Here is a 26,700-nt window from a genome sequence, read left to right on the forward strand (position 1 = left end):
ATGAAAACGATGAAGAAAATCATAAGTGTTGCGGCTGGCTTGCTTCTTACTGGCAGCTTGCTTGCTGGCTGCGGGGAAAAGAAGGAAGAACTCAATATTTACAGCTGGGCAGATAACTTTGATGAAGATGTGCTGCGCGACTTTGAAAAAGAGTATAATGTGAAAATTAACTATGATAAGTATGCGAGCAATGAGGAAATGCTTGCAAAGCTGCAGGCCGGCGGAGCGCAGTATGATCTTATCCAGCCGTCCGATTATATGGTAGCGACAATGATTCAGCTACATATGCTGGAGCCGCTGGATAAAAAGCAGCTTCCAAACGTAGAAAATCTTGTGTCAACATTCCAAACGCCGCCGTTTGATCCGGGAAATAAGTATTCCATCGTGTATACATGGGGCGTTACCGGCATCGCCTATAACAAAAAATATGTAAAGGAGGCTCCAACAAGCTGGAGCGATCTATGGAATGAGAAGTATAAGGGGCATGTTGTATTGTTAAATGACTCTCGGGAAGTGCTTGGCATGGGATTAAAGAAAAACGGCTATTCCAATAGCACGACAAGCGAGCAGGAGCTGAAGACGGCCTATGAAGATTTACAGAAGCTAACGCCTAATGTGTTAGCGTTCGACACGGATGATATTAAGCAAAAGTTCATTACTGAGGATGCTTGGATCGGTACAGTTTGGTCCGGCGATGCTGCGTTTATCGCTGCAGAAAATAAAGATATTGCCTATGTTGTGCCTAAGGAGGGCGGAACGATTTGGGCCGATACACTTGCCATCCCTAAGGGTGCGAAGCATAAGGAATTAGCAGAGAAGTTTATTAACTATTTGTTTGATCCAAAGGTGAGCGTGAAAAACTATGAATCTATCGGCTACAGCAATCCAAACGAAAAAGCATATCCGCTTCACAGCCAAGAGTATCGTGACAATACAATGATTTTCTTGTCAAAAGAAGAATTAAGCCGTACGGAGTGGCTTGTTGACGTGGGTGAGAAGCTTCGTTCCTATGATGAATACTGGACCAAGTTGAAAACAGGAACAAAAAATTAAAAAAGGCGCGGTTTCTTTTTTTAAGAAATCGCGTTTCAGATTAAGTATAGTATCCAAAAGAGTTCATATTGTAATAAGTTTTTCAATGGTTGGTACCATACCTAGACTACAAATAGAGAGGTGATTGCATGTTAATGCAAGCATTGCTAATCTTTTTGCTACAGATTGTTTATGTTCCAGTCTTAACAATTCGTACAATTCTTTTAGTAAAGAACCAGACGAAATCAGCAGCCGGTGTTGGACTTTTGGAAGGCATCATCTACATCGTCAGTTTAGGAATTGTCTTTCAAGATTTATCTAATATTTGGAATATTGTTGCATATGTCATTGGATTTAGTGTCGGTTTGCTGCTGGGAGGGTATATTGAAAGGAAATTGGCGATTGGCTACATTACATATAATGTAAGTTTGTTAGAAAAATGTAATGATTTGGTAGAGGCGTTACGGTCGGCAGGATTCGGAGTTACGGTATTTGAGGGAGAAGGTATTAATGATACAACCCGTTTTCGCTTGGATATAGTGGCGAAACGCTCAAGAGAGAAGGAATTCCTGGAAATTGTAAACACGATTGCCCCGAAAGCATTTATGGCTTCTTATGAGATACGTTCATTTAAAGGTGGATATTTAACCAAAGTGATGAAAAGAAGAAAAATTGGGTAAGAAAAGGACGCAAGGTCGACTAGGGTTTTCTTTTATCAAGAGGTGTAGTTCAAATTGGTGATTTTTTTATGGACTACTTCGTTTTTCAACAACGTGAGACGCGGTTTCTTTTTAAGAAATCGCGTTTTTAAATTGAGGAGAGTGTACGATGAAACGTTATTTCAACCGTCATACATATGCAGCGGTTTTTACCGCTTTGCTGCTTAGCTTTGTCAGTATTATTGTAAATCGCATTAAGGGAGGGGAAACCCTTTTTGTAGATGAGTTTATGAAGGGTCGATTGCAGTCCCTGCAAACAAAGGGAAGCCTCGCCTTTTTCACTGTGATTACAGAGATGGGGGCAGAAATCGGGATTATTTCTACCCTTGTCGTGAGTCTATTGCTGCTTTGGAGAAAAAAGCAGTATGCTGCGATGATTATTTTTCCACTAGCAATCATTGTGACAAATTTCGTAAATAAGTGGTTGAAAGCAGTCGTTGCACGTGAACGGCCGGCCTTACCTGAAGCGGCCGATGCGCTTGGTTACAGCTTTCCAAGCGGTCATGCAATGCTGAGTATTGTCACGTACGGGTTTGTTGCTTTTCTGATTGCAAATGGAAAATTTGGGAAAGCTACACGTGTAGCAGCAGTTGCCGCAGCCGCTGCTTTGATCGTCACAATCGGCTTAAGCCGCATTGTTCTCTCCATTCACTATCCATCGGACGTTCTTGGCGGCTATTGTCTTGGCGGCATGCTGCTTGTTGCGTTTTTATATGCGCACCATTTTCTGAAAATCTTAATGAAGAAATAAGGAGGGAGAGAGTTGCGGGCATCGGTCCAGAAGCTCGACAGCTGGGGATATACCGGGCTTTTGATTCACCGTTTTCGTTTTACGTTTATCGCCGCACTTCTATTGCTGGCAGCGGTTCTTGGTTATTTTGCACCGAAGCTGCCGTCTGTTTTAGGAGGAGATGGCTTTCAGACAGAGGGAGATTATCAAGAAACTCGTAAAGTGTTAGAGAAGGATTTTAAACAATCGCAGGATACGCTTTTTCTCGTATTTCAAAAAAAGAAAAAGGTCTCGTCAGACGAGTTCCATGCGGCAATCAAACAAATTGTCCAAAAAATTGAGAAGGAAGAAACCTATGCTTCCTTTCGTCATCCGCTGCAGGATCCAGCTATGATGCGCAGGGATATCGCGTATGCAACGATTTTACTAAAAGGAAACACAACAGAGGAATTAACGTCCAACACGCTCGCCTTTGCCAAACGAATACAAAAGGAAAGCAGCGATGCGTTGCAGGTATCTCCAACAGGGTTTACGGTTATTAATGACGAAATTAATGCGCGCAGCCAAAGTGACCTGAAGAAGGCTGAAATGATCGGTCTTCCTATTGCATTTCTTGTTTTGCTGCTGTCGTTTGGAAATCTTATGGCATCTCTTCTGCCGATCCTTAACGGCGGGCTGAGCGTTGCTGCGACGATGGGAATTTTATATATGATCGGCCAGCAAAAGGAGCTGTCCATTTTCGTGCTGAATGTGGCGCCGATGGTCGGGTTTGCATTGTCAATTGATTTTGCGCTTTTGTTTGTGAATCGTTTCCGTGAAGAATTGGAGCAGCGCGAGGTAGCGGAAGCAATTGCGGCGACCTATCAAACGGCGGGGCGTGCTATTTTGTTTTCCGGCTTATGCGTGTTTGTCGGCTTGTCGGGCTTATTTTTCTTTCGGATTGAGTATATGCAGTCTATTGCGTTAAGCGGCATGATTGTCGTTGTAATGAGCATTCTGTTCTCGCTTACGCTGCTTCCGGCTGCACTGTCCCTGATGGGCAAGCGTTTGAAACAAATGGGCCAAAAGCGGCGATCAGCAGCGTTTTGGCGTGCATTCGCTCATTTTGTGATGCAAAGGCCCGTCATCATGACAGCTGTCGTACTCATTGGGATTGTGCTTTGCTTACTGCCGCTGCGAGGAGCAAATTTTGAGTTTCCAGGCATTGAATCGCTTCCTGAACATAGCGATGCCCGCACAGCTTACGAACGGTATGAAACGGAGTTCAATCCTTTGCTCAAAAGGCATGCGGATGTAACCGTTCTTGTGGAAACGAAGCAAAGCATGACCGAGAGAGAAAGCTTAGAGAAGCTGGAAGCCGTTGTAAAAGAACTGGAGCAGGACCCGGATGTATACAAAGTAACGAGTGTTTACAGCATGCTCGGCGATATGCCAAGCAGCCAGCTGTATGCACTCATGCAATCACCGCAAAAGGAACAGGTGCTTCCTGCGGTAAAGGCGTACACGCACGGCAGCCGTGCACTCGTGCAGGTTGTGCTGCAGGCAAAGCCAAAGGCTGAACAAGCAAAACGATGGGTGCGGAATTTTAAAGATATGTATAAGCAGCCTGGTGTTACATATTCGCTCGGCGGTATGACGACGTTTGAGCAGGAATTGCAGGATGAGGTGAAGGCACGTGTTGCCATAGCGATGACTGTTATTTTCGGATCAACATTTCTCATTTTAATGATTGCGTTCCGCTCGCTCATTATCCCGATTAAAGCCATTGTGATGAATGTGCTGAGTCTTAGCGCAACAATCGGGATTATCGTGTGGCTATTTCAAGGAGGCCGGTTCGGGCTTGAGCAAAGCACGATTATGTTCGTCCTGCCTATTTTTATTTTTGGGCTTGTGTTTGGGCTCAGCATGGATTATGAAGTATTTCTTATTTCGAGAATGTACGAGCTGTATAAGGAAACGAAAAACAACGATACAGCAACGCTGGAAGGGCTTGTCTCTACAAGCCGCATTATTACGTCGGCGGCTCTTATTATGATTGTTGTCACCGGGGCATTTGCGTTTACCGATATTTTGCCTGTGAAGCAGATGGGATTGGGAGTTGCGCTCGCTATTTTTCTTGACGCCACTGTGATCCGTCTGTTGCTTGTGCCAAGCTTAATGAAAATGCTTGGGGATTGGAATTGGTGGTTTTTTACGAAATGGAGTATGCATAAAGAAGCAAAAAGCGGTGTGTAGTCGGTATTCCTGCAGAGGATACCGATTTTTTTATACTTTAAGAATTGGGAAACGTTAGGAATCAAGTATAGATGCAGCTAAGCCCCGTCCTCGCCCAAAGGCTCGCCAATTGGCAGGTTTTCTTGGATCATTAGAAAGATTGCAAAGCCTATATATGTGCTTCTCCTCCATGTAATACAGGCAGGATGAATAGATTTCTCTATCTTTTGACAAAGTATGTCATAAAGAGATTACGATTGAGGTGAGGACAAGATGTTTCGATACTTCAAGTTTAGGCTCAATGATACAGTACAGTTTGCAGAGAATGACGGACATATTTATCGAATTGTCGGCTATCGGCTGGAAAAAGGATATGGCGTGGAGGGCAACGAAGATTGGACGCACATTGTATATGAATTGCTTCGTGAATTTGACGGTTACATGATGGATGCAGAGGAATATGAACTTGTGAAAATCGTGCAGGTCGAGGATGAGTACTATAAAATAAAAGATCTGTGCGGCTATCGCTATCCGGTAAAAGCGAAGGTGACGAAACAGCCGCCGAAAATACCGGCCCGCCAGCATGTAGATGAATTGCTGGATGCCTATAACGATTACCGGAGATTGGCTTCCTTATTCAATGACATATCATATGAACGAAAAGCTGAGGAGCTTCTCGGGAAGTTGAAGGAATTTAGTTCCTAGCCGATGGGTGAGCCGTTAGGCAAAGATAGAGGCGTAGTTGCACTTATGCTGTATTCCTCAAATTTCCTGCTGCGCCAAATTTGCTTCTAGCTGGAAATGTATGCTTTCTGAAAGCGCAAAAAGAGGCTATGCAACAGGAATTCATCTCCCTTTCGCATAGCTTCTTTCTCTTCTTATATATAGGCTGCTTCCGTTTTATCCCGTCTATGATATGTCATGACCCAATCCGTCATATAGGCGCACACCGCCACCGAAAATCCGGTGTAGGCGACTTGGTCCCACGATAAGTATATGAGAGACAAAATAAGAACAAGCGCATCGAATATAAAATACACTTTGCCGACAGATAGGCGTGACACTTTACTTACGAGTATCGATAAAATATCATCTCCACCCGTCGCGCCTCCGTAGCGTAAAATCAGTCCAAGTCCAAAGCCGACAAGAACGCCCCCCAGCAGCGCGGCAAAAAATAGGTGCTGTGAAAGGTTAATTTGAAACGGAGAATATCGCTCCATGAGAGAATAAAAAACGGAGAAGGATGTCGCGCCAATAATCGTTTTGAGCGCCAATCGTTTTCCTAACACCTTCGAGCCAAGTAAAATTAATGGAATATCTAATAAAAGAGTTGTGATGGACGGGGAAATATGGAATAACGCTTGTACAAGCAAAGCAATTCCGATAAATCCGCCCTCGGCTAAATTATTTTGTACGTGAATATGATAAAATGCAGCTGCCAAAACAAAAGAACCGAACAAAATCATCGTAAATTCTCGCCAACGAATCCATTTCATTGTTATTCCTCTTTCGTAGTTAGTTTTTTCGGGAAGATCCTGATAGAAAACTAACTACCGCACATACAGCATAAGAGCATGGCTCTTTCGGAGTTAGTTTTCTAAAAAAACTAACTATGCTATATGTAGCAGAAGGAATAACGAGGCCGTTGATCCAACATACTTTCGCCCACTTTCGTTTTGTTTTCGTAGACAACAACCGTCTAACGAAAAAAGACGCTAAGTGTACGATAAATCTTGACGTTTCCAGATGCTCCTTCGAGCAACCATGGTTTCAAATCCTTTCTTTATAGGATACATTCTTATTATATCATATGTTTTCGCAGCATAGAAAAGAATGTATATTATTTACATTTACTTTACAGAAGAACAGGGACATGAAAAATACATATTTGTCGGAAATGTGTGTGAAATGATTCACAATTGCTTCACACACATTTTTCCAATAATGCAGTATAGTATGAGTATAGAGATTGTGATAAATATCACAAACAAAACTAAGCGGGACCAAAAATGTATCCTAGGGTCACTTTCGGTCCGCCAAGGAGGAGCAACCATGGCAGTAAAAGAACAAATGGTGCAGCAGGTACAAGACACAAGTGCAGTGATTCATGAGCTCGTGCAAAATGGGCAGAAGGCATTACAGCAGCTCTCGACTTTTACACAGGAACAAATTGATACAATTGTTCATGAAATGGCCCTCGCCGGTTTGGATCAGCATATGCCGCTCGCAAAGCTTGCGGTAGAAGAGACTGGCCGCGGTGTCTACGAAGATAAGATTACGAAAAACATATTTGCGACAGAGTATATCTGGCATAGCATTAAAAACAATAAAACTGTCGGTATTATCCACGAGGACGAACAAGCCGGCATCATTGAAATTGCAGAGCCGGTCGGTGTAGTTGCCGGGGTAACACCTGTAACAAACCCAACATCTACAACTATGTTTAAGGCGTTAATTGCGATCAAAACAAGAAACCCGATCATTTTCGCATTCCATCCGTCCGCACAACAGTGCTCTGCGCAAGCAGCACGTGTTTTATACGAAGCAGCTTTAAAAGCAGGAGCACCAGAGCATTGCATTCAATGGATCGAACAGCCTTCTGTGGAAGCAACGAAGCTTCTCATGAATGATCCAGGAGTGGCTCTTGTTTTAGCAACAGGCGGAGCAGGCATGGTGAAATCCGCGTATAGCACAGGTAAGCCGGCTCTTGGTGTAGGTCCTGGCAACGTTCCTTGCTATATTGAGAAAACAGCGAAAGTGAAGCGTGCCGTAAACGATGTGATTTTGTCCAAAACATTTGATAATGGTATGATTTGCGCATCTGAACAAGCAGTGATTGTAGATGAAGAAGTCTATAAAGAAGTAAAGGCAGAAATGATCGCAAGCGGCTGCTACTTCGTTACAAAAGAAGAAAAGAAGCTGTTAGAGAAGCTTGTTATTCGCGAGGACACTTGCGCTGTAAACCCGGATATCGTAGGTAAATCTCCTGAATATATTGCGAATCTTGCAGGCTTTACAGTACCAGAGAAAACGAAAATTCTCGCAGCGGAGATCGCTGGAGCAGGTGCAGAGTATCCGCTATCCCGTGAAAAATTAAGCCCGGTTCTTGCCTTCATTCGCGTGAAAAATACAGAAGAAGGCTTCCGTCAATGTGAAAATATGCTTGATCTTGGCGGGCTCGGTCATACAGCGGTCATCCACTCTACAAATGAAGCGCTGCAAAGAGAATTTGCGCTTCGTATGAAGGCTTGCCGCATTGTGGCAAATGCACCGTCTGCTCAAGGCGGAATCGGTGATGTATATAATGCATTCCTGCCATCTTTAACACTTGGCTGCGGATCTTACGGCAAGAACTCTGTTTCTTCTAACGTAACAGCTGTCCACTTATTAAACGTAAAACGGATGGCACGCCGTAATAATAATATGCAATGGTTTAAGCTGCCTCCCAAAATCTATTTTGAAAAAAACGCAACACAATATTTAGCCAAAATGCCGAAGATTTCTCGTGCCTTCATTGTAACAGACCCAGGAATGGTCAAATTGAACTACGTTGATGTTATCATGCATTACTTAAATCAAAATGCTAATCACGTACAAGTTGAAATTTTCTCTGATGTTGAGCCAGACCCATCTGATGCAACAGTGTTTAAAGGCGCAGAAATGATGCGCGCGTTCAAGCCGGATGTTATTATCGCCCTTGGCGGCGGCTCTGCGATGGATGCTGCAAAAGGAATGTGGCTCTTCTATGAGCACCCGGAAACAAGCTTCCACGGCTTAAAGCAAAAGTTTCTTGATATTCGCAAGCGTACATTTAAGTACCCTGAGCTTGGCCAAAAAGCACAATTTGTTGCGATTCCAACAACATCTGGTACAGGATCAGAGGTTACGCCGTTTGCGGTTATTACGGATAAACAAAACAATATTAAATATCCGTTGGCAGATTATGAATTAACACCTGACGTTGCGATCGTCGACCCGCAGTTTGTTATGACAGTTCCGCCGCATATTACAGCTGATACAGGAATGGACGTATTAACGCATGCAATTGAGGCGTATGTGTCTATCATGGCAAATGATTATACAGACGGTTTGGCATTAAAGGCAATTCAACTAGTATTTGAATACTTGCCAAGAGCATATAAAAACGGCAACGACGAAGAAGCCCGCGAAAAAATGCACAACGCTTCTGCTATTGCCGGCATGGCATTCGCCAATGCGTTCTTAGGTATCAACCACAGCCTTGCACATAAGCTTGGTGCAGCGTTCCATATCGCACACGGACGTTCTAACGCAATCTTAATGCCGCACGTTATTCGTTACAATGCGAAAAAGCCGTATAAGCACGCGTTGTTCCCGAAATATGAGCACTTCGTTGCTGATGAGCGTTATGCACAAATTGCCCGTGTTCTCGGCTTGCCTGCCCGCACTGTAGAAGAAGGGGTAGAAAGCTTAGTGCAAGCTGTCATCAAGCTTGGCAAAGAATTGAACATTCCGATGAGCATTGCTGCACAAAACGTAAACAAAGAAGTGTTTGAAAACCAAGTCATGGAACTGGCAGAGCGGGCATTTGAAGATCAATGTACAACTGCCAATCCAAAGCTGCCGCTCGTTACAGAGCTTGCAGAGATCTATCGCCAAGCATACGAAGGCGTGTAAGTAAGAAATGGTTTGCGGAAGGTTCCTCACGATCCAAGGCGCTGTTTGCCTTGGATCGTAAAGAACAACTGGCGAGAATGAGACACTAAGAAAAGCATTCTCCCTCTAGTTTGCCCCCATTAACGCAACAAACCCTGCCTGCTTAGGCGGTTTTTTTATTCTTGATAGCTGTACATGGTTCAGCGACGCATTGACAGTATAGGCATAAAAAATAGGAATGGCCCTGTTTTTCTATGCATATATGTTTATAAAGCTTATCTTTATGGACAAGGAGTGAACAGCTTGAATAGAGTAGGAAAAAATGATTTTGTTCCTGGATTTGTACCAAACCATAACCATGGGTCTGTGGATTATACCTCTGTCGAGGCAGGGCATGTACATCAATGCCTGGACGTAACATCTCCTCCAATTCCGACGCAGGATGGAGGGCATATTCACTATACAGAAGGGTATGTTGTATTTGAGGATGGGCATACCCATTATTATAAGGCGCACTCAGGACCCGCTATCCCTGTTGGAAATGGGATGCATGTTCATTATTACGATTTTTACACTACTGAAGATGATGGGCACAGGCATCATGTTAAGGGAGTAGACCAGCCTGCACCAGGTACGAAATAAAGATCGTACAGTTCTTTTTTCCTTACAAAAAGCTTTCACATTTATGAAGAAAAGGACCTGTTATCGTTTGGAAACAGGCCCTTTTTCATTTACAATGTAACAAGGTGATGAAATATGTACATGGTAAAAAAAGGAGAATGGTGCGAAATCATCGTACCTGCACATTGGAACTGTACAATTGAACAGCTATTAAAAGACAGGTGGCAAGTACCCAAAAAGCTTCTTCATCAATATCGAATGGAGAAGAGCGTTATTGTAAATGGAGAAGCAAAACGATGGAGCGAAGTATTGCAAGAAGGAGACGTGCTGCGCGTTCGAATGTTTCTGGAGGAAGATCTTGGTGTTGTGCCCGAATACATGGACGTAGATGTTTTATATGAAGATGATCATATTCTGATTGTAAACAAGCCGATTGGTATGGATACGCATCCGGCAGATAAGGGAGGCAAGCATACGTTAGCTAATGGAGTGGCTTATTATTTGCAAGCAGCAGGCATCGCGGCAAAGGTGCGGCATATTCACCGCTTAGATAAGGACACGTCAGGTGCTGTTGTGTTTGCGAAGCATGCGCTCGCCGGAGCCATCATGGATCGCCTGTTGCATGAGCGAAATATTAAACGAACATATATGGCGCTTGTTGAAGGAAAGCTGAAGGAGAAAAAGGGCGTTATTGATGCTCCGATTGGACGAGATCGCCATCATGCGGTGCGGCGAAGAGTATCGCCTAAAGGGGACCGCGCTGTTACGCATTACGAGGTGATACGCTACATGCCGAAGCAGCAGCTGTCCTTGGTAGAACTGCAGCTGGAAACAGGGCGCACGCATCAAATTCGCGTACATATGAGCTATATCGGCCATCCGCTTGCCGGGGATCGCTTATATGGCAGCCGTACTTCGTTTATAACACGCCAGGCGCTGCATGCGATGCGAATTCGGCTTCTTCACCCAATTACAGAGGAAAGGGTTGAAGTTTCTGCACCAATTCCCTCCGATATTACAAGTTTATTATAAATCGTTACAAATGATGTAGATAGAAGGGTTTCTACGAGGGAAAAGCGAATGTTTTAACTCACGAAACATGAAAAGAAAGGTGGGAAAGATCATGCTGATCCGTAAAGCCTCCGTATATCTTTGTCTGTTTTCGCTATGTATGAGTCTTGCTGTATACCCGCTTTTGCCAAATCGAATTGCTACACATTGGAATATTAACGGAACAGCAGATGAATATACCACAAAAATAACCGCCGGTTTCCTTATCCCGATCCTGATGATAGTCCTATTTGCGGTCTTTCACTTTACAAGGCGCTATATATATGGACCTAACAAACCAAGCTACGCAGCGCATACGATTGTCACAAATGCCGTTTTGTCCTTTTTGCTATTCATTCACGCCCTTATTTTGCTGACAGGGACCGGAATCTTCATTGATTTTCAAACGTGTCTCCTAATGGCTGCGGGAGCGTTCTTTCTTGTATTAAGCTGGGGCTTTGCAAAAATAAAGTCTCGTGAGCCGGTTGCGTCTTCACTATTTCAAAAAATGCAGATGTATACTGTACGAACATTTCGTTTCGTTGGGTTTGGTGTACTGGCCAGTCTTGCCCTGCCGCAGCATTGGCAAGTCTATACAGCTATTTGCATGATTGGTTTTGGCGGAATCTTTATGATTGTCATGACGCTGTATTACTATACAACAGAAAATCGGAAATAGATAGTAGAGCAAAATTGCTTGCTGGTGAGATTTTTCAGTCCCGGCAATTCTGCTTTCTAAAGAATAATCCTTCCTAAGAAAAAATCGGCCGAGATGGCCGATTTTTTGTTATCTTTTTCCAATAAACATTTGTGTCCAATAATCTTGCGTAGCTGTATGCCCGATTCCGATATGAGTAAAGTTGCCGTTTAAGATGTTCGCACGGTGACCAGGACTGTTCATCCATGCTCTTACTACTTCATCAGCAGATCGTTGCCCTTTGGCGATATTTTCTCCTGCATAGGAATAAGATATGCCAAAGCTTCTCATCATATCAAAAGGCGAACCATACGTTGGGCTTGTATGCGAGAAATAGTTTTTGCTTAACATATCATTGGATTTTGCTTGTGCCACGTTTGCTAACGAAGTATCGACTTGCAGGTCGCGCAAGCCATTTCTTCTTCGCTCTGCATTTGTTAATTCCACTACACGTGCCTCTGTCGCATCAAGTGTACCGCCGGTTGTTGGAGTACCCGGTCTTGTTGTAGTGCCTGGTGTTGTAGTGGTGGTACCAGGTGTTGTAGTGCCTGGCGTTGTAGTGCCCGGTCTTGTTGTAGTGCCTGGCGTTGCCTGGTTCGGACAAGGACATAGGCGATTATAATGGGTTACAGGATTTGGCGTGATATAGCCTCTTGCATTTCTTGCAGGTATCGCGTTGTTACGGTCTCTAAAATCATTATCACGATTTGTTCGCAAGCCAGTGTTACGATCATTGCGATCCGGCCATAAACCATTATCGCGGTCTGGCCACAAACCATTATTATCGCGATCTGGCCACAAGCCATTATTGCGATCTGTACGTAAATCACCGTTACGATCTATTCCTACTGTACGCAAATCTCTATCACGGTCCGTTCGTGTCACATCATTCGTGGTTACGTTGCGGCGATTGCCCGCATTATCCATAGCGTTGTCTCGGTCACCATCAGCACAGCCGCTAACTGTAAGCAATGAGAGAGAAAGAACGGCAGCAGTCGTAAAAATACGGAATTTCCTCATCTTAAATTCCTCCTCTATGGCATTCAACTGAAAGGAATTCCTTTCTCTTGTATTGTTCCTATATGGTTCAGGGAGATGCTTGGTAATTAATCGTAAGTCAGGGAGTTTCAAGAGGAAGAGAATAAGAATAGGAATCCGGCTTATACTAAATACAGCATAGGATAGTACTGTCTGTATAAAAGCATAACAGCCCTCCCGATAACGAGAAGGCTGTCCATTTTATTTAGAAATAAATTGTTGGGTCCAAATGTTTTTGCCAGAGACATATCCAACACCAATATGTGTGTATGTGCTATTTAAAATATTGGCGCGGTGGCCTGCGCTGTTCATCCATGCTTGTACCACTTCTTCTGGTGTTTTTTGACCCATTGCGATATTTTCTCCTGCTGTGCGGTACGAGATGCCAAAGCGTTTCATCATATCAAATGGTGATCCGTACGTTGGACTCGTATGGGAGAAATAGTTTGCATTGTACATATCCTGAGATTTAGCTTTTGCAACCTTGCTTAAAGCGCTATCCACCTTTAGTGCCGGTAACCCTTGTTTAGCGCGCTCTTGGTTTGTTAGCGTTACTACTTTTTGTTCATATGCACTTAATGTGCCTGTTGAAGGAGCAGGCGTCGGCTGAGCCGGTTTTGCTGCCGCCGGCTGAGCCGGTTTCGTTGTCGTCGGCTGAGCTGGCTTTGTTGCCGCTGGCTGAGCCGGTTTTGCTGCCACTGGCTGAGCCGGTTTTGCTGCCGCTGGCTGAGCCGGTTTTGCTGCCGTTGGCTGAGCTGGTTTTGTTGCCGCTGGCTGAGCCGGTTTCGTTGTTGCTGGCTGAGCCGGTTTTGCTGCTGCTGGCTGAGCCGGTTTTGCTGCTGCTGGCTGAGCCGGTTTTTGCACTGTTTCTAGCGGTACATTAAATGACTGCCATACCTTGTAGTTATTAAATAAAGAAGTAAATAGCTTTGTCCAATCTATTTGGTTTTCTACATTCCATTGAAATGGAGATACATAAATTACTTTTTCATATGATACAGGCTGCTGAATGGTTTCTGCCTTTGCATTTGTGGATGCTGCCCCAAATGTAAGAGCTGCAGCAGCTGCAAGAGATAGTAATGTTGTTTTCTTCATCCTTATAACCCCCTAAGTAGAAGTGTCTATACTGATCTCAACATGTCGAGTTATCCAAAATATTGGTGCCGTTGTTCGACACACTCATAGTAACATAGCTTTAGAGAATGATAGGGTGGAAATATTTTCATACCAATATACATTTCCATTTATATCCTAGTAAAATAGGTTTTTCGATTTAGAGGAAAACGGGAGCCCCATGTACTTCAGGTGTAATCTGTTCAAGGGAGCTAACAGGATGTAGGAAGGTTGTTTTAGGAGAGAAGAACAGCTGATAAATTGGATGATATTGGATGAACAGGACGGAAGAAATGCAGCTAATTCAAGAAAAACATGAAATGAATGAGGAGAAATATGGAAAACATGTAACACGACTGTAACAGTTTTGTTTGATAATATTTATATAGGGTTAATAAAAGACATGTTTTAAGAGCTTTTTGTTCTCTCGCACACAGATCAACTCATCTTGCGCTTACATAAGACTGTTTAAGATTTCTCTTCAAAACCCAACAAAGCATTTCACACTTTCCTCACAACTCTTTGGTATTCTACAATGGAAATGATAAGCTGCCCATTGAGGTGATGATTTGAAAAACTTCATTTTACTGTTGTTTGCTTTATTGCTTGTGACTGGATGCAGCCGGGAGATATATAAAGGAATTCCAAAAAATAAGGATGTTGTGATCATAACGAATCAAAAGGACGGCAGCCTTAGCTTTATAGATGCAAGTAAAAAGAAAATGATTGCTTCCTGGCCCATCCATAAGGCTATCATGGGAACAGCGGTGCTCCCAGATAGTGACACGATTGCTGTATATGGTCAAGATTTGGAGTCTGTCTATTTGTATTCCTTAAGCAAAGGAACAAAGATCGGGGAATGGAAAACGGGTAAAGGAATTACGAATATCCTTACATCATCAAGCGGGCAGGATATACTGCTTGCGGATCAGCAGAGCAATGCTGTACGTCTATATAACAGGAGCGGAACGGAAATGGAATCTATTTCCGTTGGAAAGCGGCCGATGACAATGGTAGAGCATAACAATCGGTTGTATGTGCTGAATTTTGACGATACTGTCTTGTCCGTTGTGGGTCTTAAGGAAAAGAGGGTAATAGATACATTTTCTGTCCCGCGTTCTTCCCTTGGTGCTGTTATATACGGCAGTGAACTATGGATTGGCGGTCATGGAAGCGGTGCAGAAATTAATGAGAAGGTATACGTATATGAAAATCATTCCATGAAACAGAAGGTGCTTGCACCGCAAATGCCGGTCAGCTTTGCGGCCGATAACGAATCGATATATATTCTCAGCCACGGCTCTGGCATATTGCGAAAAATAAATGGAAGCACGCACAAAGAAATAGCAGCTGTTGAGGTGGGTGCCAATCCATTTGCATTATGGCTGAACGGTAAAGCGTTGCTTGTTGCAAGCTATGACAGCGACGAAGTATACGTGGTAAATGCAGACACAATGAAAATTGAGACAAGCATCAAGGTCGGAAAAGGACCGTTTCATATGACAGAACGGAAAGGGGAGAGCAAGCCATGACGTATAAGGTGTTAATCGTAGATGATGAGAGTGATATGAGGCAGCTTGTCGGGATGTACCTGGAGAATGCAGGATATGAGTGGGATGAGGCGCCTGACGGCAGAACAGCTCTTCAGATGATCAGGCGCGAGCATTTTCATTTGCTTATTCTAGATATTATGATGCCGGAGTTGGACGGGATTTCTGTATGCAAGGAAATCCGAAAAACATCCGATGTTCCTGTGATTTTTTTGACAGCAAAGGGAGAGGAGTGGAACCGGGTGAACGGACTGCGCAGCGGCGGTGATGATTATATTGTGAAGCCGTTTAGTCCAGGTGAGCTCGTTGCGCGTATGGAGGCGGTGCTGCGCCGATATGCAAAAGCGGAGCCGAAACATGCTGCGTCGTATGGCGAGCTTGTGATTAACGAAGCAGGCCGCCGCGTCGAGCTGGGCGGCAAGGCTGTAGCATTAACGGTGAAGGAGTTCGATTTGCTTACCTTCCTCTGTTATCATAAAGGACAAGTATTCAGCCGCGAACAGCTGCTCGAAAGCGTATGGGGCTATGATTATGCGGGCGGTACGAGAACGGTTGATACGCATATAAAAACAATCCGGCTTAAGCTCGGTTCCTACGGCAGCTATATTAGCACAGTGTGGGGCGTCGGATATAAGTTTGAGGTGTAAGTATGCTTCGTTTTACTATGGTACAAAAGCTTTGGCTCACGATTAGCTGCGCTGTGGTCATTACCGTTTCCTTGTTATATTTTATTTCCATGTACTCCTATCAAAAGCTGTATGTACAGCATATAGAAGATACGCTGCAAACAGAGGGGAGGCAGCTCGTATCTGAGTATAAGGGGTCACTTCCGGATTTTGAGCAGAAGGTACAGTGGTTTAATTCGATTTCAAGGGCGGAGCTGCTGTTTGTGAGCAATCCGCGCGATTTAAGTGCTTGCTTGCCGTTTGATGTTCAATATAATGCCATTATAACAGAGGAAAACCGGCAGCAGCTGCTAGATGGAAAAACAGTGACAAAGATAGGGTATGAAGAACGATTTCATCGCCAAATTATGGGTGTCATTATTCCAGTATTAGAAAAGAAGAAGCTAATGGGGATTGTATATTCCTACGTTCCGCTCAAAAGCATTAAAGATTTAATCTTTGATTTAGCCTTTGTGCTAACGCCTCTTGCTATTGTTTTAATTTTGCTTATGGCTTGGGTCGGCCGCAAAATTGTCATTGCCATTACAAAGCCGCTTTCGCAAATGGAGCGCGTTTCCTATCAAATGTCAAAAGGAGACTTTACCGAGCGGATTCCTATTACAACAAATGATGAAATTGGCCGGCTGGCATCTGCTTTTAATAGCATGGCGCAAGTTTTACAAAAGGAGGACTTGCAGCGTAAAGAGTTTTTAGCTAATGTCTCACATGAGCTGCGCACTCCGCTTAGCTATATAAAGGGCTACAGTGAGGCAATATTGGACGGTATTAGTAAGCCGGAACAGCAGATGAAGTTTATTGGTTTAATTCATAAAGAGGCGGGGCGTATGCAGCGGCTCGTACATGATTTATTAGACTTAGCGCAGCTTGAGGGTGATTTATTTCCTCTCAATAAACAGCCAACCGCGTTCGCACAGCTTGTAGAGGACACATTGGAAACGTATGAACCGAATCTGCTTGAAAAGGGGATTTGTCTAAAAACGGAGCTGGACCCGGATATTATTTCTTATATCGACGAAGATCGCATGCGGCAGGTGGTGCACAACGCAATGGATAATGCGATTCGCTACACGCCCAAAGGCGGTGTAATTTCTGTTGCTTTGCTTCAGCAAGAGGGGATGTGCGTGCTTCGTATATCTGACACAGGAAAAGGTATTCCGCCGCATCACGTAGAGAGGCTTGGGGAGCGATTTTACCGCGTCGATAAAGCACGCAGCCGCCAAAATGGAGGAACGGGCCTTGGCTTAGCTATTGTGAAGCAAATTGTAGAGATTCACGGAGGGACATTGCATATTATAAGTGAAGAAGGTAAGGGAACAACGGTTGCTATTACGCTCCCGATGGCAGAGTAGGCAGAGAATCGAGTTCGTTCTATCCAATTATGTCGACTGTTTTCGCAATCAAGCTTCATAAATTGTTTGTGGTTTATGCCGATTACGGCTACAATAAAAGATAAATTTGAAAACTTTCCTTTACCGGTGCAGCAAAATACTTGCTGTTGCCGGAAGGATGCCGAGGTGGTATAAGCTGAGTTACAAATCGATTCGACCAAAGAAAATATATGAAGAAGTAGCGGAAGCCATTTTATCTATGATTAAAAACGGAACATTAAAGCCAGGGGACAAGCTGCTCCCTGTTCATCAGCTTGCGGAGCAATTCCAAGTCGGACGTTCCGCTGTACGCGAGGCTCTAAGCGCACTTCGGGCAATGGGACTCATTGAGATGCGTCAAGGTGAAGGGACGTACGTGAGAAGCTTCGATGCTTCATCGGTAGCAGCCCCCTTAAATTCTGTTTTGTTAATGAAGCAAGAGGATGTCATCAATTTGCTTGAGGTTCGCAAGGTTCTTGAAGCCGGGGCGGTTCAGGCTGCTGCTTTAAAGCGGACAAACGAGGATCTAATTGAAATCGAACATTGGTTACAAGAAATGGAGCGAGGTGCAGGAGACGAAGAAGCGGGGGAAACAGCTGATTTTCAATTTCATATGGCTATTGCCAATGCTGCCCACAACCCTATGCTGCTTGAACTTATGAACCATGTATCCGGTATGATTGCTGAAACCATTGGAGAAACGCGGCGGTTGATTTTATACGGCGAGCAAACAACAGCAGAACGGCTGGCCGAGCAGCATAGAATGATTTTTCAAGCCATTGTGCAAAAGGATGCAGATGCCGCTAGAGACGCCGTTGTTAATCACTTAACAGACATAGAGGAAATGCTCAGCGCTGTTTGGAGCAAAACAACATGAAAATGCGCAAAACTTTTTCTTTCCAAATTCAAAATTTCTGCTAGAATAATAAGTAAACGTTTTCTTTTTTTTCGTATTTATAAGAAACAGGAATATTCCAGAGGAGAATATTTCATTTCTTTTCGCTAAGTCATCAGATGACCTGATAATCATAAGTGAAAGTGTTATGGAAGAGGAGAGAGATAGAATGAAGGTTACATTGTTTGTTACATGTCTAATTGATACATTTCAGCCGAACGTCGGAAAAGCAACGGTAGAGCTGCTCGAACGCCTTGGCTGCGAGATCGAATTTCCAGAATCGCAAGTATGCTGCGGGCAGCCGGCTTACAATAGCGGATATGTGTCGGAAGCAAAGGAAGTCGCAAAAAATATGATTCGGACGTTTGAAGACGCAGAATATATCGTTACGCCATCTGGTTCCTGCGCGACAATGTTTCAGGAGTATCCGCATATTTTTCATGGAGATGCTGAGTGGGAGGAACGGGCAAAGCGGCTCGCAGAAAAAACGTATGAGCTCACACAATTTATTGTAGAAGTGTTAAAAGTGACAGATGTCGGTGCGCGCTTAAACGGAAAGGCGACGTATCATACATCGTGCCATATGACGCGCTTGCTTGGCGTGAAGGAAGCGCCTTTTACATTGCTTTCTAACGTAAAGGGATTAGAGATTGAGCATTTGCCAAATGCGCAAAATTGCTGCGGCTTCGGTGGAACATTTTCAGTCAAAATGATGCAAATTTCCGAGCAGATGGTAGACGAAAAGGTGCAGAGTGTGGAACAAACTGGAGCGGATTACTTAATTGGGGCAGATTGCGGCTGTTTAATGAACATTGGGGGGCGCATCGAGCGTTTAGGAAAAGAAGTAAAGGTGCTTCACATTGCGGAAGTATTAAACAGCCGATAAGGGGGAAATGAATCATGAGCATGAAAATTAGCGATAAAAAGTTTAATGAGCGCGTCGGCGAAGGCATTCAGGATTCTACAATGCGCGGCGCGGTTTCCGCCGCTCAGGAACGCCTGTACACACGTCGTTTAACTGCTGCAGATGAGCTAGGGGATTGGGAAAAATGGCGTGAACTTGGTGAACAAATCCGCCAGCATACGCTTGAGAATTTAGATTATTACTTAATGCAGCTAAGCGAAAGTGTCATGAAGCGAGGCGGGCACGTATTCTTTGCCAAAACAAAGGAAGAAGCAGCGCAGTATATTCAAGATGTAGCAAAACGAAAGCAAGCAAAAAAAGTTGTGAAATCAAAGTCGATGGTCACAGAAGAAATCGAAATGAATAAATCGCTGGAAAGCATCGGCTGTGAAGTTGTGGAAAGCGACCTCGGCGAATATATTCTTCAGGTTGATGATCATGAGCCGCCGTCACATATCGTGGCGCCGGCACTCCATATGACAAAAGAACAAATCCGCGATGTATTTGAAGAAAAGCTAGGCTACGGACAAACAGAGGATCCCTATGAGATGACGAAGTTCGTTCGAAAAATTTTGCGTCAAAAGTTCGTAGAGGCAGAAATCGGCGTAACAGGCTGTAACTTTGCTGTTGCGAATACAGGCTCCATTTGTTTAGTAACGAACGAAGGAAACGCTGACCTTGTCACAGCCATTCCAAAAACGCAAATTGCCGTGATGGGAATGGAACGCCTTGTTCCGACGATGGAGGAGCTGGATGTATTAGTCGGATTGCTTTGCCGCAGTGCAGTAGGACAGAAGCTGACAAGCTATATTACAGCAGTCGGTCCAAAGCATGAAGGAGAAGCGGATGGTCCAGAGGAATTCCATCTTGTTATTGTAGATAATGGCCGTTCTGAAATTTTAGGGTCAGAATTTCGTCAGGTGCTGCAATGCATTCGTTGTGCGGCGTGCATTAATGTGTGTCCAGTATACCGTCATATCGGCGGCCACTCATACGGCTCCATTTACCCAGGTCCAATCGGCGCTGTATTATCCCCGCTGTTAGGCGGATACGATGACTATAAGGAGCTGCCTTATGCATCAAGCCTTTGCGCAGCATGTACGGATGCCTGCCCGGTAAAAATTCCGCTGCATGAGCTGCTGCTCAAGCATCGCCAAGTAATTGTTGAGAAGGAAGGACGTGCCCCGCTAGCAGAAAAGCTGGCAATGAAAATGTTTGAAATGGGTGCCTCCTCTTCTGCATTGTACAAATTAGGAACAAAAATCGCACCGGCTGCAATGATGCCAATTACCTCTGGAGGCCGTGTATCCAAAGGTGTCGGTCCGCTGAAAAATTGGACGGATATTCGCGAATTCCCGGCGCCGAGCAAGGAACGCTTCCGCGATTGGTATAAAGACCACAAGAAAGGCGGGAATCACTAATGCAGGGAACTGTTCAAAATCGTGAAGCATTTTTAGACAATCTTGCAAAGCAGCTCGGACGCGAGCGACGCACAAGCGGTGTGACGCGTCCGGCTTGGAAGCATAATGTGAACTGGGAAGTAATGAAGGATTATACGCAGGATGAATTGCTCAGCGCATTTAAGGAGCACTGTAATAAAATTCATACAACCGTTTTGGAAGCATCGAAGGAAAATTTGGCTTCTACGCTAAAGCAGGTAATTACAGAAAATGGCGGAGGACCGATTATTACATCGCAGGATGCACGCTTTGCCGAATATGGCTTGGAGCAGCTATTGACGACAGAATTGCCAAGTCAAGGGATACAAGTGCAGGCTTGGGATGCGGAAAAAGGACGCGAAGAAAACCATGCGTTTGCAGAACAAGCCAATTTCGGGATCGTATTTAGCGATTATACACTTGCAGAATCCGGGACAATTGTTGTGCAAACACATAAAGGCCAGGGACGTGCACTGCATTTTCTGCCAACAATTTATGTTGTGATTATCCCTCGTGAAACGCTTGTGCCCCGCATTACACAGGCGGTGCACAGTCTGCATGAACGTGTTGAGCAAGGAGAAACCGTTGCTTCCTGCATTAACTTCATTTCCGGCCCGAGCAACTCGGCCGATATTGAGATGAACCTCGTTGTCGGCGTACATGGTCCGTTAAAGGCGTATTATATAGTTGTGTAAGAAAAACGAGTGCATACGTTATCAAGACCTAAAGTAGAAAATCTCAATAAATGAAAGGGCAATACATATTTTATATGACTAATATGTATTGTCCTTTTTCTTCAATTAAAGCCCCCGTTTAGTTTAAGTATATTTCTTCCCAACCTTTTGAACATGCAGTTAGTTTTTCTCTAATACAGCTTCTTTTTTTGATACGGGAGCATTTTTGCCTATTATAACAGAAAAGACAACAATCACTGCTATTACAAGAGTCAACAATGTGATAGATTCATCTAGAAATACTGTTGCAAATAGAATCATTAAAAATGGCTGTAAATATTGAATCTGACTAACTCTTGCTATTCCGCCCATAGCCATTCCGCTATACCAAGCAACATATGCTAGAAATTGACTAACTACTGCCAGATAAAGAAAACTAACCCAAGCTTGTAAAGGAGCATGGAGCATTTCAGTTGTAAGGTTTAGCACAACCGGAATAATGAAAAATGGAGCACCGATCATAATTGCCCAAGCAATCACTTGCCAGCTACCTAATTCTTTCGCTAATCTCCCACCTTCTGCGTAACTAAGTCCAAGTATAAGAACTGCTGCTAATAAAGCTAAATCGGCAAATTGTAATTGACCGAATCCAAGATGAAGTGCATACATAATAACAGCTAAAGAACCGATTATACTTGAAATCCAGAATTTGAGTGAAGGGATTTCCCCCGCTCTAAACATAGCAAATCCAGCTGTTGCTAATGGTAACAGGGCCACTTCTACAGCACCATGAGAAACAGGCAAGGATTCCATTGCCCAAGAAGTGAGGAGAGGAAATCCTAAAACTGCTCCAACAGCAACAATAATTAGACTTTTAAATTGGCGAGGAGAAGGTAGTTTTTCTTTTCGAATAATCAATACCACAGCTACTAATATAGCGGCAACAACTGTTCTTCCTAAGCCGACAACCGTAGTCCCAAAATACTCTACTGCGATGCTTGTAGAAGGGAGCGTTAAGCTAAAACAAATGACACCTACTAAACCCAACAATAGTCCAAATTTCTCTCTGGTTTCTCTCTGCATCTTACCCTACCCCTATCTTTTAATTCGGATCATATCTGTACCATTTTCTGCTTTTCTAAAAAACAGTTCTGATATAATTAAAATGATAATGGGGTACATACAATAAAATAAATCGTTTTTTTACCCATCTGTACTGGTACAATTAAAGGGGAATTAATATATGAGCTCAAAATATATCAAGATAATGGAAGAAATTAAGCTTCGACTAGCAGATGGATCGCTTATTGCAGGCAGTAAACTTCCTTCTGTTCGTCAGTTATCTGAGTATTTTTCATGCAGCAAAAATACGGTCATTAAAGCATACGTCGAACTAGAACAAGAGCATTTAATTTATTCTGTTCCTAAAAGCGGCTACTATGTTGTGAATGAATTTCAAAATGCGACGATTGAAAATGAGGCGATTGATTTCTTGTCTGCTGGTCCAGATAAAAACGTTATGCCTTATCTTGAATTTCAACATTGTATGAATCAAGCAATTGAACAATATAAAGAAGCGCTTTTTACATACTCTGATCAACAAGGGTCTTACTCATTACGAGTACAGTTAGTGAAGTATTTGCAGAATTTACAGGTGTTCACTCAACCTGAAAGATTAGTCGTTGTATCTGGCTCGCAGCAAGCCCTTAATTTATTAGCTTCTATGCCATTTCCAAATGGAAAAAACAATATTCTAATTGAACAGCCTACTTATTTCGGATTTATTGAGTCCATCACTCTGCATCAGGCTACTACCTTTGGGATTGAGTTATCGATGGAAGGGATTGATCTAGAGCGTCTGGAATACATTTTTCGAAATAACGATATAAAATTTTTCTATATGATCCCGAGATTTCACAATCCTCTTGGACATTGTTACACGAATAGTGAAAAGAAAAAAATCGTTGAGCTAGCTGAAAAATACGATGTATATATAGTGGAAGATGATTTTTTAGGAGACCTTGATCCAAATGCAAAATCAGATCCTTTATTTTCTTTTAATCCTTCTGGGAGAGTGATTTATATTAAAAGCTTTTCGAAAATTTTTCTCCCAGGGTTAAGGATTGCTACTGTCGTTCTTCCTGCATTAATGATTAACAATTTTTTACGATATAAATTTAGTTCGGATTTTAATAGTTCAGCACTATCTCAAGGTGCTCTAGAAATCTATTTAAAAAGTGGTATGTTTAATAGTCACCTCAAAAAAATTAAAAAGGTATACCATACTAAAATGCAAATTCTTCAAGAAGCATGTGAATTATTACTACCAGCTAATACTCATTTTACTAAACCGACTTCAGGATTCTATCTATCCATCATTTTGCCTGAGAATGTCACAGCAAAACGGGTAGTTCATATGCTTAACGAGCAGCATATATATGTTGATGATGCTTCTAGAATGTTCTTGCCAGAATATAAAAAGGAAAATCTCCTTCGATTAAGCATCTCTCAAGTGAACGAGAGTAAAATTAAACTAGGAGTAGAACGATTGGCTCACTGTATTACTTTAATTGACAGTAGGAAAAATCATATTACTCCAAATAACTTTTTACTCTTTTAGTATGGGTAAGTTTCTATAGTATATATTTTTAATGATTAATAACCAATTGTAAAATAAAGCAGGTGAGCAAACAACAAAGAAGGGCAGACCAAGAGAAAAGGGCAGGTAAAACTTGCTGACGTTCGAACTGATCTTTTTAATCACAGTTCAATTGTTAGATTGTTTTATACTTCTAGTTTGGCAGAGCGGTTTCGTAAAGTGAATATCGGAAAGACGATTATAACTAAGAAGGGGAAGTGCAGCCTATGAAATTAAGCCATATCAATCTCACGGTCACTGACGTTCATGCTGCTCGAGAGTTCTTGGAGAAATATTTTGGTCTACAAACCAAGAGCACGCACGGAGATTCATTTGCTGTACTGCTAGATGAAGCTGGCGTATTGCTCTCCTTAACGAAAGGTGCTCAGGTCAGCTACCCTAAGACCTTTCATATAGGCTTTTCGCAGGAAAGCGAAGAGCAGGTAAACAAGATCCATCAACATTTGAAAGAGGATGGGTTTGATGTAAAGCCCCCAAAACAACTGCACCGTTACACCTTTTATGTTAAAGCGCCTGGCGGATTCACCGTCGAGATTCACAATTGAATGAAGCACACAATAAGTGTTGTATTGAGGAATATAGTACCTCGCAATAAGCATTAGCGGGCTGCTGCTGCATGTCTATCAAGTTAGGATATCATAACCCTAAAACGATGAAGATTTTGTTAAATTACTCATTTTTATCGTTTTGGGGATAGGATTTTTCCTTGTCTTGATGGGCATGCGTCAGGACCCCTATAAGTTCATACGAGACAGTCATCCACTTGAATTCCAAGGAATAAGCTAGAATAGGCATTGCCGGAAAGGAGGAACAGGTCATGTTCTCAAATTACGGTTATAAAACGAAGTGCGAACATATCCCTGTTGAGTTTCCGCCCCAGTATCAACCGGGGCAGCCTGGGATCGAATCTATCATGATTCCGAGACCGATTTCGGAAACCCATGAGCACATAGGAACCGGGAAATTGCAAGAAAAGGTGGCTATTATCACTGGGGGAGACAGCGGAATCGGGCGCGCTGTCGCTTATTTGTTTGCCAAGGAAGGTGCGGACATCACCATCGTCTACCTCAATGAACATGGGGACGCCATGGAAACGAAGGAACACATCCTGCAGTTGGGCCGCAGATGCGTGACGATCGCCGGAGACATTGGAAAGGAAGCCTTTTGCAGGGAAGCGGTAGAACTCACATTATCCGAATTCGGGCGTGTCGATATATTGATCAATAACGCGGGGGAGCTGCATTATCAAGAAACCCTTGAACGTATTACCGACGAGCAGCTTGAACGCACATTTAGGACGAATGTGTTCTCTTACTTTTACTTAGCCAAAGCGGTTGTTCCCCACTTAAGGCCGGGAAGCGCCATCATCAATACAAGCTCTTTAGCTGCAGACGCAGGCTTCAAAGGATTCATTGACTACTCGGCAACCAAAGGAGCGGTCGGTGCATTTACCCGTTCCTTGGCGGCGACTCTTATCGAAAGAGGCATTCGGGTAAATGCCGTCGCTCCGGGAAGAACGTGGACTCCGTTAATTCCCGCATCGCTGCCCCCTGAAGTCTATACTTCATACGGAGAAACAACTCCGATGAAACGGACGGCCCAGCCTGTGGAAATTGCGCCCGTCTATTTATATTTGGCATCCGGCGATTCCACCTACACGGTAGGGCAAACCATTCATGTCAACGGAGGAGAGTATTACGGGCTATGACCCTGGCGTGTACCGCTTAACGAACGGCAGACTTCGGATCGGGTAAAGGATCGTTAAGATGCTTATTAATAAAATGGTGCAGCTTAATAATTAGCAAATCGGAAATCGGGTAAACAAGAACCGAATAATATAAACTCCAGCCGGTATAAGTAAAAACGCCATTTAATACACATATCCATTCAAACCATACGGAAAAACCTGTCCAGCCTAAGATATATAAAATCAGCTTGCCGCCGCGAATTTTCCACTTATCGTAAAAGTACAGAAAAATAAACGAATAGGGCGGATATACGAAAAATTGAAGAATCCCCGTTACAGGCTCGTAAGACGTGTTATCTGCGCAATAGTAGAACTGAAACGGAGTGGCGGCAAAAGAATAATCAAACAATTCAACCATGGAAATCGTAAAGATCCAAATCATGATGCTGGATACCGGGTGAAAATGCTTTCGGATCAATAAATAAGCGGATACGCCCCCGAGCGCACAAAGAGCTATAAAATATTCGTTCCAGTCAATTGTGAAATTCACGCAGACGAATCCCCTTTTCTAAGTCTCTTTCGAAAAAATTTCATAAACCCGAGAAAGATTAGCAAGTAAAGCAGCCAAAACGACAACGACCACCAAATTTTCCAACCATTATGAATGAGAACACCGCATACATGCTCCAATCCTTCCGTGCTGCCAAGAAGGACGATAGAACTTAAGAAGAACAGCACTTTTTTTCGTACAGTTGTCAATGCTACGTAGTGATTTAAAACCGTCAAAGTGAGCATCGGATAAAGCACGATGCGGTTCAACAAGTGCGATAACTCCGTGCTCGCCGTATCAGGTATGATAAAGGTTTTAAAATTCATGAAAAAAAGCGCCGAATAGTTTTGAAAGAGAATGGTCGCAGCCGACCAATACATTAATATCTCAAGGGCATGAAGATTTCTCCGCTGGTACTTGAAAAAAGAAACTACTGCGGA

The 26,700-nt window shown here is 43.3% G+C and carries 25 protein-coding genes; 19 read left to right on the forward strand and 6 right to left on the reverse strand.

The window, feature by feature from the left end:
• The 5 genes from AC6HZ4_RS08875 to AC6HZ4_RS08895 all read left to right on the forward strand — a co-directional run bounded on the left by AC6HZ4_RS08875 (window position 1) and on the right by AC6HZ4_RS08895 (window position 5,400).
• On the forward strand, window positions 1-1,053 hold the full coding sequence (locus tag AC6HZ4_RS08875) for a polyamine ABC transporter substrate-binding protein (RefSeq protein ID WP_497494615.1): 1,053 nt from the start codon (window positions 1-3) through the stop codon (window positions 1,051-1,053).
• Window positions 1,054-1,181: 128 nt separating this feature from the next.
• Window positions 1,182-1,712 carry a DUF2179 domain-containing protein gene (locus AC6HZ4_RS08880; protein ID WP_497494616.1) on the forward strand — a complete coding sequence of 177 codons (531 nt, stop codon included), beginning with the start codon at window positions 1,182-1,184 and terminating at the stop codon, window positions 1,710-1,712.
• Between the two features lie 148 nt (window positions 1,713-1,860).
• Window positions 1,861-2,502, forward strand: coding sequence for a phosphatase PAP2 family protein (locus AC6HZ4_RS08885; RefSeq protein ID WP_497494618.1), 642 nt, complete (start codon window positions 1,861-1,863; stop codon window positions 2,500-2,502).
• A gap of 12 nt (window positions 2,503-2,514) precedes the next feature.
• Window positions 2,515-4,716: an MMPL family transporter gene (locus tag AC6HZ4_RS08890; RefSeq protein ID WP_497494619.1), complete on the forward strand. Its 2,202-nt coding sequence runs from the start codon at window positions 2,515-2,517 to the stop codon at window positions 4,714-4,716.
• A 252-nt stretch (window positions 4,717-4,968) separates the two neighbouring features.
• Window positions 4,969-5,400, forward strand: coding sequence for a YodN-related protein (locus AC6HZ4_RS08895; protein ID WP_497494620.1), 432 nt, complete (start codon window positions 4,969-4,971; stop codon window positions 5,398-5,400).
• A 173-nt stretch (window positions 5,401-5,573) separates the two neighbouring features.
• On the opposite strand, the gene AC6HZ4_RS08900 is transcribed toward AC6HZ4_RS08895, so the two are convergent.
• The gene (locus AC6HZ4_RS08900) at window positions 5,574-6,191 is read right to left on the reverse strand and encodes a YitT family protein (protein ID WP_497494621.1); all 618 of its coding nucleotides are present in this window, start codon (window positions 6,189-6,191) and stop codon (window positions 5,574-5,576) included.
• A 556-nt stretch (window positions 6,192-6,747) separates the two neighbouring features.
• Between AC6HZ4_RS08900 and adhE the strand changes: the two genes are divergently transcribed.
• The 4 genes from adhE to AC6HZ4_RS08920 all read left to right on the forward strand — a co-directional run bounded on the left by adhE (window position 6,748) and on the right by AC6HZ4_RS08920 (window position 11,680).
• Window positions 6,748-9,351 carry a bifunctional acetaldehyde-CoA/alcohol dehydrogenase gene (gene adhE / locus AC6HZ4_RS08905; protein WP_497494622.1) on the forward strand — a complete coding sequence of 868 codons (2,604 nt, stop codon included), beginning with the start codon at window positions 6,748-6,750 and terminating at the stop codon, window positions 9,349-9,351.
• A gap of 282 nt (window positions 9,352-9,633) precedes the next feature.
• Window positions 9,634-9,972, forward strand: coding sequence for a YmaF family protein (locus AC6HZ4_RS08910; RefSeq protein WP_497494623.1), 339 nt, complete (start codon window positions 9,634-9,636; stop codon window positions 9,970-9,972).
• 114 nt (window positions 9,973-10,086) lie between these two features.
• A complete protein-coding gene (locus tag AC6HZ4_RS08915; RefSeq protein ID WP_497494624.1) occupies window positions 10,087-10,983 on the forward strand; it encodes an RluA family pseudouridine synthase in 897 nt (298 codons plus the stop codon).
• Between the two features lie 91 nt (window positions 10,984-11,074).
• The gene (locus AC6HZ4_RS08920; RefSeq protein ID WP_497494625.1) at window positions 11,075-11,680 is read left to right on the forward strand and encodes a DUF1648 domain-containing protein; all 606 of its coding nucleotides are present in this window, start codon (window positions 11,075-11,077) and stop codon (window positions 11,678-11,680) included.
• A gap of 108 nt (window positions 11,681-11,788) precedes the next feature.
• Here AC6HZ4_RS08920 and AC6HZ4_RS08925 read toward each other — a convergent pair whose 3' ends face one another.
• A complete protein-coding gene (locus AC6HZ4_RS08925; protein ID WP_497494626.1) occupies window positions 11,789-12,718 on the reverse strand; it encodes a CAP domain-containing protein in 930 nt (309 codons plus the stop codon).
• A 219-nt stretch (window positions 12,719-12,937) separates the two neighbouring features.
• A complete protein-coding gene (locus AC6HZ4_RS08930; protein WP_497494627.1) occupies window positions 12,938-13,831 on the reverse strand; it encodes a CAP domain-containing protein in 894 nt (297 codons plus the stop codon).
• Window positions 13,832-14,418: 587 nt separating this feature from the next.
• Here AC6HZ4_RS08930 and AC6HZ4_RS08935 point away from each other — a divergent pair.
• The 7 genes from AC6HZ4_RS08935 (at window position 14,419) to AC6HZ4_RS08965 (ending at window position 21,385) form a co-directional block, all read left to right on the forward strand.
• Window positions 14,419-15,381: a YncE family protein gene (locus AC6HZ4_RS08935; protein WP_497494628.1), complete on the forward strand. Its 963-nt coding sequence runs from the start codon at window positions 14,419-14,421 to the stop codon at window positions 15,379-15,381.
• Window positions 15,378-16,046, forward strand: coding sequence for a response regulator transcription factor (locus AC6HZ4_RS08940; RefSeq protein ID WP_497494629.1), 669 nt, complete (start codon window positions 15,378-15,380; stop codon window positions 16,044-16,046). Before AC6HZ4_RS08935 ends, AC6HZ4_RS08940 begins: the two co-directional genes overlap by 4 nt.
• Before the next feature lie 2 nt (window positions 16,047-16,048).
• Entirely contained in the window at window positions 16,049-17,434 is a 1,386-nt protein-coding gene (locus tag AC6HZ4_RS08945; protein WP_497494630.1) for a sensor histidine kinase, read from the forward strand.
• A gap of 175 nt (window positions 17,435-17,609) precedes the next feature.
• Window positions 17,610-18,329: a FadR/GntR family transcriptional regulator gene (locus tag AC6HZ4_RS08950; RefSeq protein WP_497495653.1), complete on the forward strand. Its 720-nt coding sequence runs from the start codon at window positions 17,610-17,612 to the stop codon at window positions 18,327-18,329.
• Between the two features lie 187 nt (window positions 18,330-18,516).
• The gene (locus tag AC6HZ4_RS08955; RefSeq protein WP_497494631.1) at window positions 18,517-19,233 is read left to right on the forward strand and encodes a (Fe-S)-binding protein; all 717 of its coding nucleotides are present in this window, start codon (window positions 18,517-18,519) and stop codon (window positions 19,231-19,233) included.
• A gap of 14 nt (window positions 19,234-19,247) precedes the next feature.
• The gene (locus AC6HZ4_RS08960; RefSeq protein ID WP_497494632.1) at window positions 19,248-20,672 is read left to right on the forward strand and encodes a LutB/LldF family L-lactate oxidation iron-sulfur protein; all 1,425 of its coding nucleotides are present in this window, start codon (window positions 19,248-19,250) and stop codon (window positions 20,670-20,672) included.
• Window positions 20,672-21,385, forward strand: coding sequence for a LutC/YkgG family protein (locus tag AC6HZ4_RS08965; protein ID WP_497494633.1), 714 nt, complete (start codon window positions 20,672-20,674; stop codon window positions 21,383-21,385). The genes AC6HZ4_RS08960 and AC6HZ4_RS08965 overlap by 1 nt, the downstream gene beginning before the upstream one ends.
• A gap of 159 nt (window positions 21,386-21,544) precedes the next feature.
• Here AC6HZ4_RS08965 and AC6HZ4_RS08970 read toward each other — a convergent pair whose 3' ends face one another.
• Window positions 21,545-22,447, reverse strand: a complete 903-nt coding sequence (locus AC6HZ4_RS08970; RefSeq protein WP_497494634.1) for a DMT family transporter — start codon at window positions 22,445-22,447, stop codon at window positions 21,545-21,547.
• Window positions 22,448-22,607: 160 nt separating this feature from the next.
• Here AC6HZ4_RS08970 and AC6HZ4_RS08975 point away from each other — a divergent pair, with 160 nt between their 5' ends.
• The 3 genes from AC6HZ4_RS08975 (at window position 22,608) to AC6HZ4_RS08985 (ending at window position 25,731) form a co-directional block, all read left to right on the forward strand.
• Window positions 22,608-23,984, forward strand: a complete 1,377-nt coding sequence (locus tag AC6HZ4_RS08975) for an aminotransferase-like domain-containing protein (RefSeq protein WP_497494635.1) — start codon at window positions 22,608-22,610, stop codon at window positions 23,982-23,984.
• Window positions 23,985-24,229: 245 nt separating this feature from the next.
• Window positions 24,230-24,568 (forward strand): VOC family protein, encoded by a 339-nt coding sequence (locus AC6HZ4_RS08980; RefSeq protein WP_497494636.1) that lies wholly within the window; start codon window positions 24,230-24,232, stop codon window positions 24,566-24,568.
• Between the two features lie 272 nt (window positions 24,569-24,840).
• Entirely contained in the window at window positions 24,841-25,731 is an 891-nt protein-coding gene (locus AC6HZ4_RS08985) for an SDR family oxidoreductase (protein WP_497494637.1), read from the forward strand.
• 16 nt (window positions 25,732-25,747) lie between these two features.
• Here AC6HZ4_RS08985 and AC6HZ4_RS08990 read toward each other — a convergent pair whose 3' ends face one another.
• Together AC6HZ4_RS08990 and AC6HZ4_RS08995 are read right to left on the reverse strand one after the other, a co-directional pair.
• Window positions 25,748-26,260, reverse strand: a complete 513-nt coding sequence (locus tag AC6HZ4_RS08990) for a hypothetical protein (protein WP_497494638.1) — start codon at window positions 26,258-26,260, stop codon at window positions 25,748-25,750.
• On the reverse strand, window positions 26,257-26,586 hold the full coding sequence (locus AC6HZ4_RS08995; RefSeq protein WP_497494639.1) for a hypothetical protein: 330 nt from the start codon (window positions 26,584-26,586) through the stop codon (window positions 26,257-26,259). Before AC6HZ4_RS08995 ends, AC6HZ4_RS08990 begins: the two co-directional genes overlap by 4 nt.
• Between the last annotated feature and the right edge of the window lie 114 nt (window positions 26,587-26,700).

The sequence above is a fragment of the Ectobacillus sp. OTK genome (assembly GCF_059698935.1).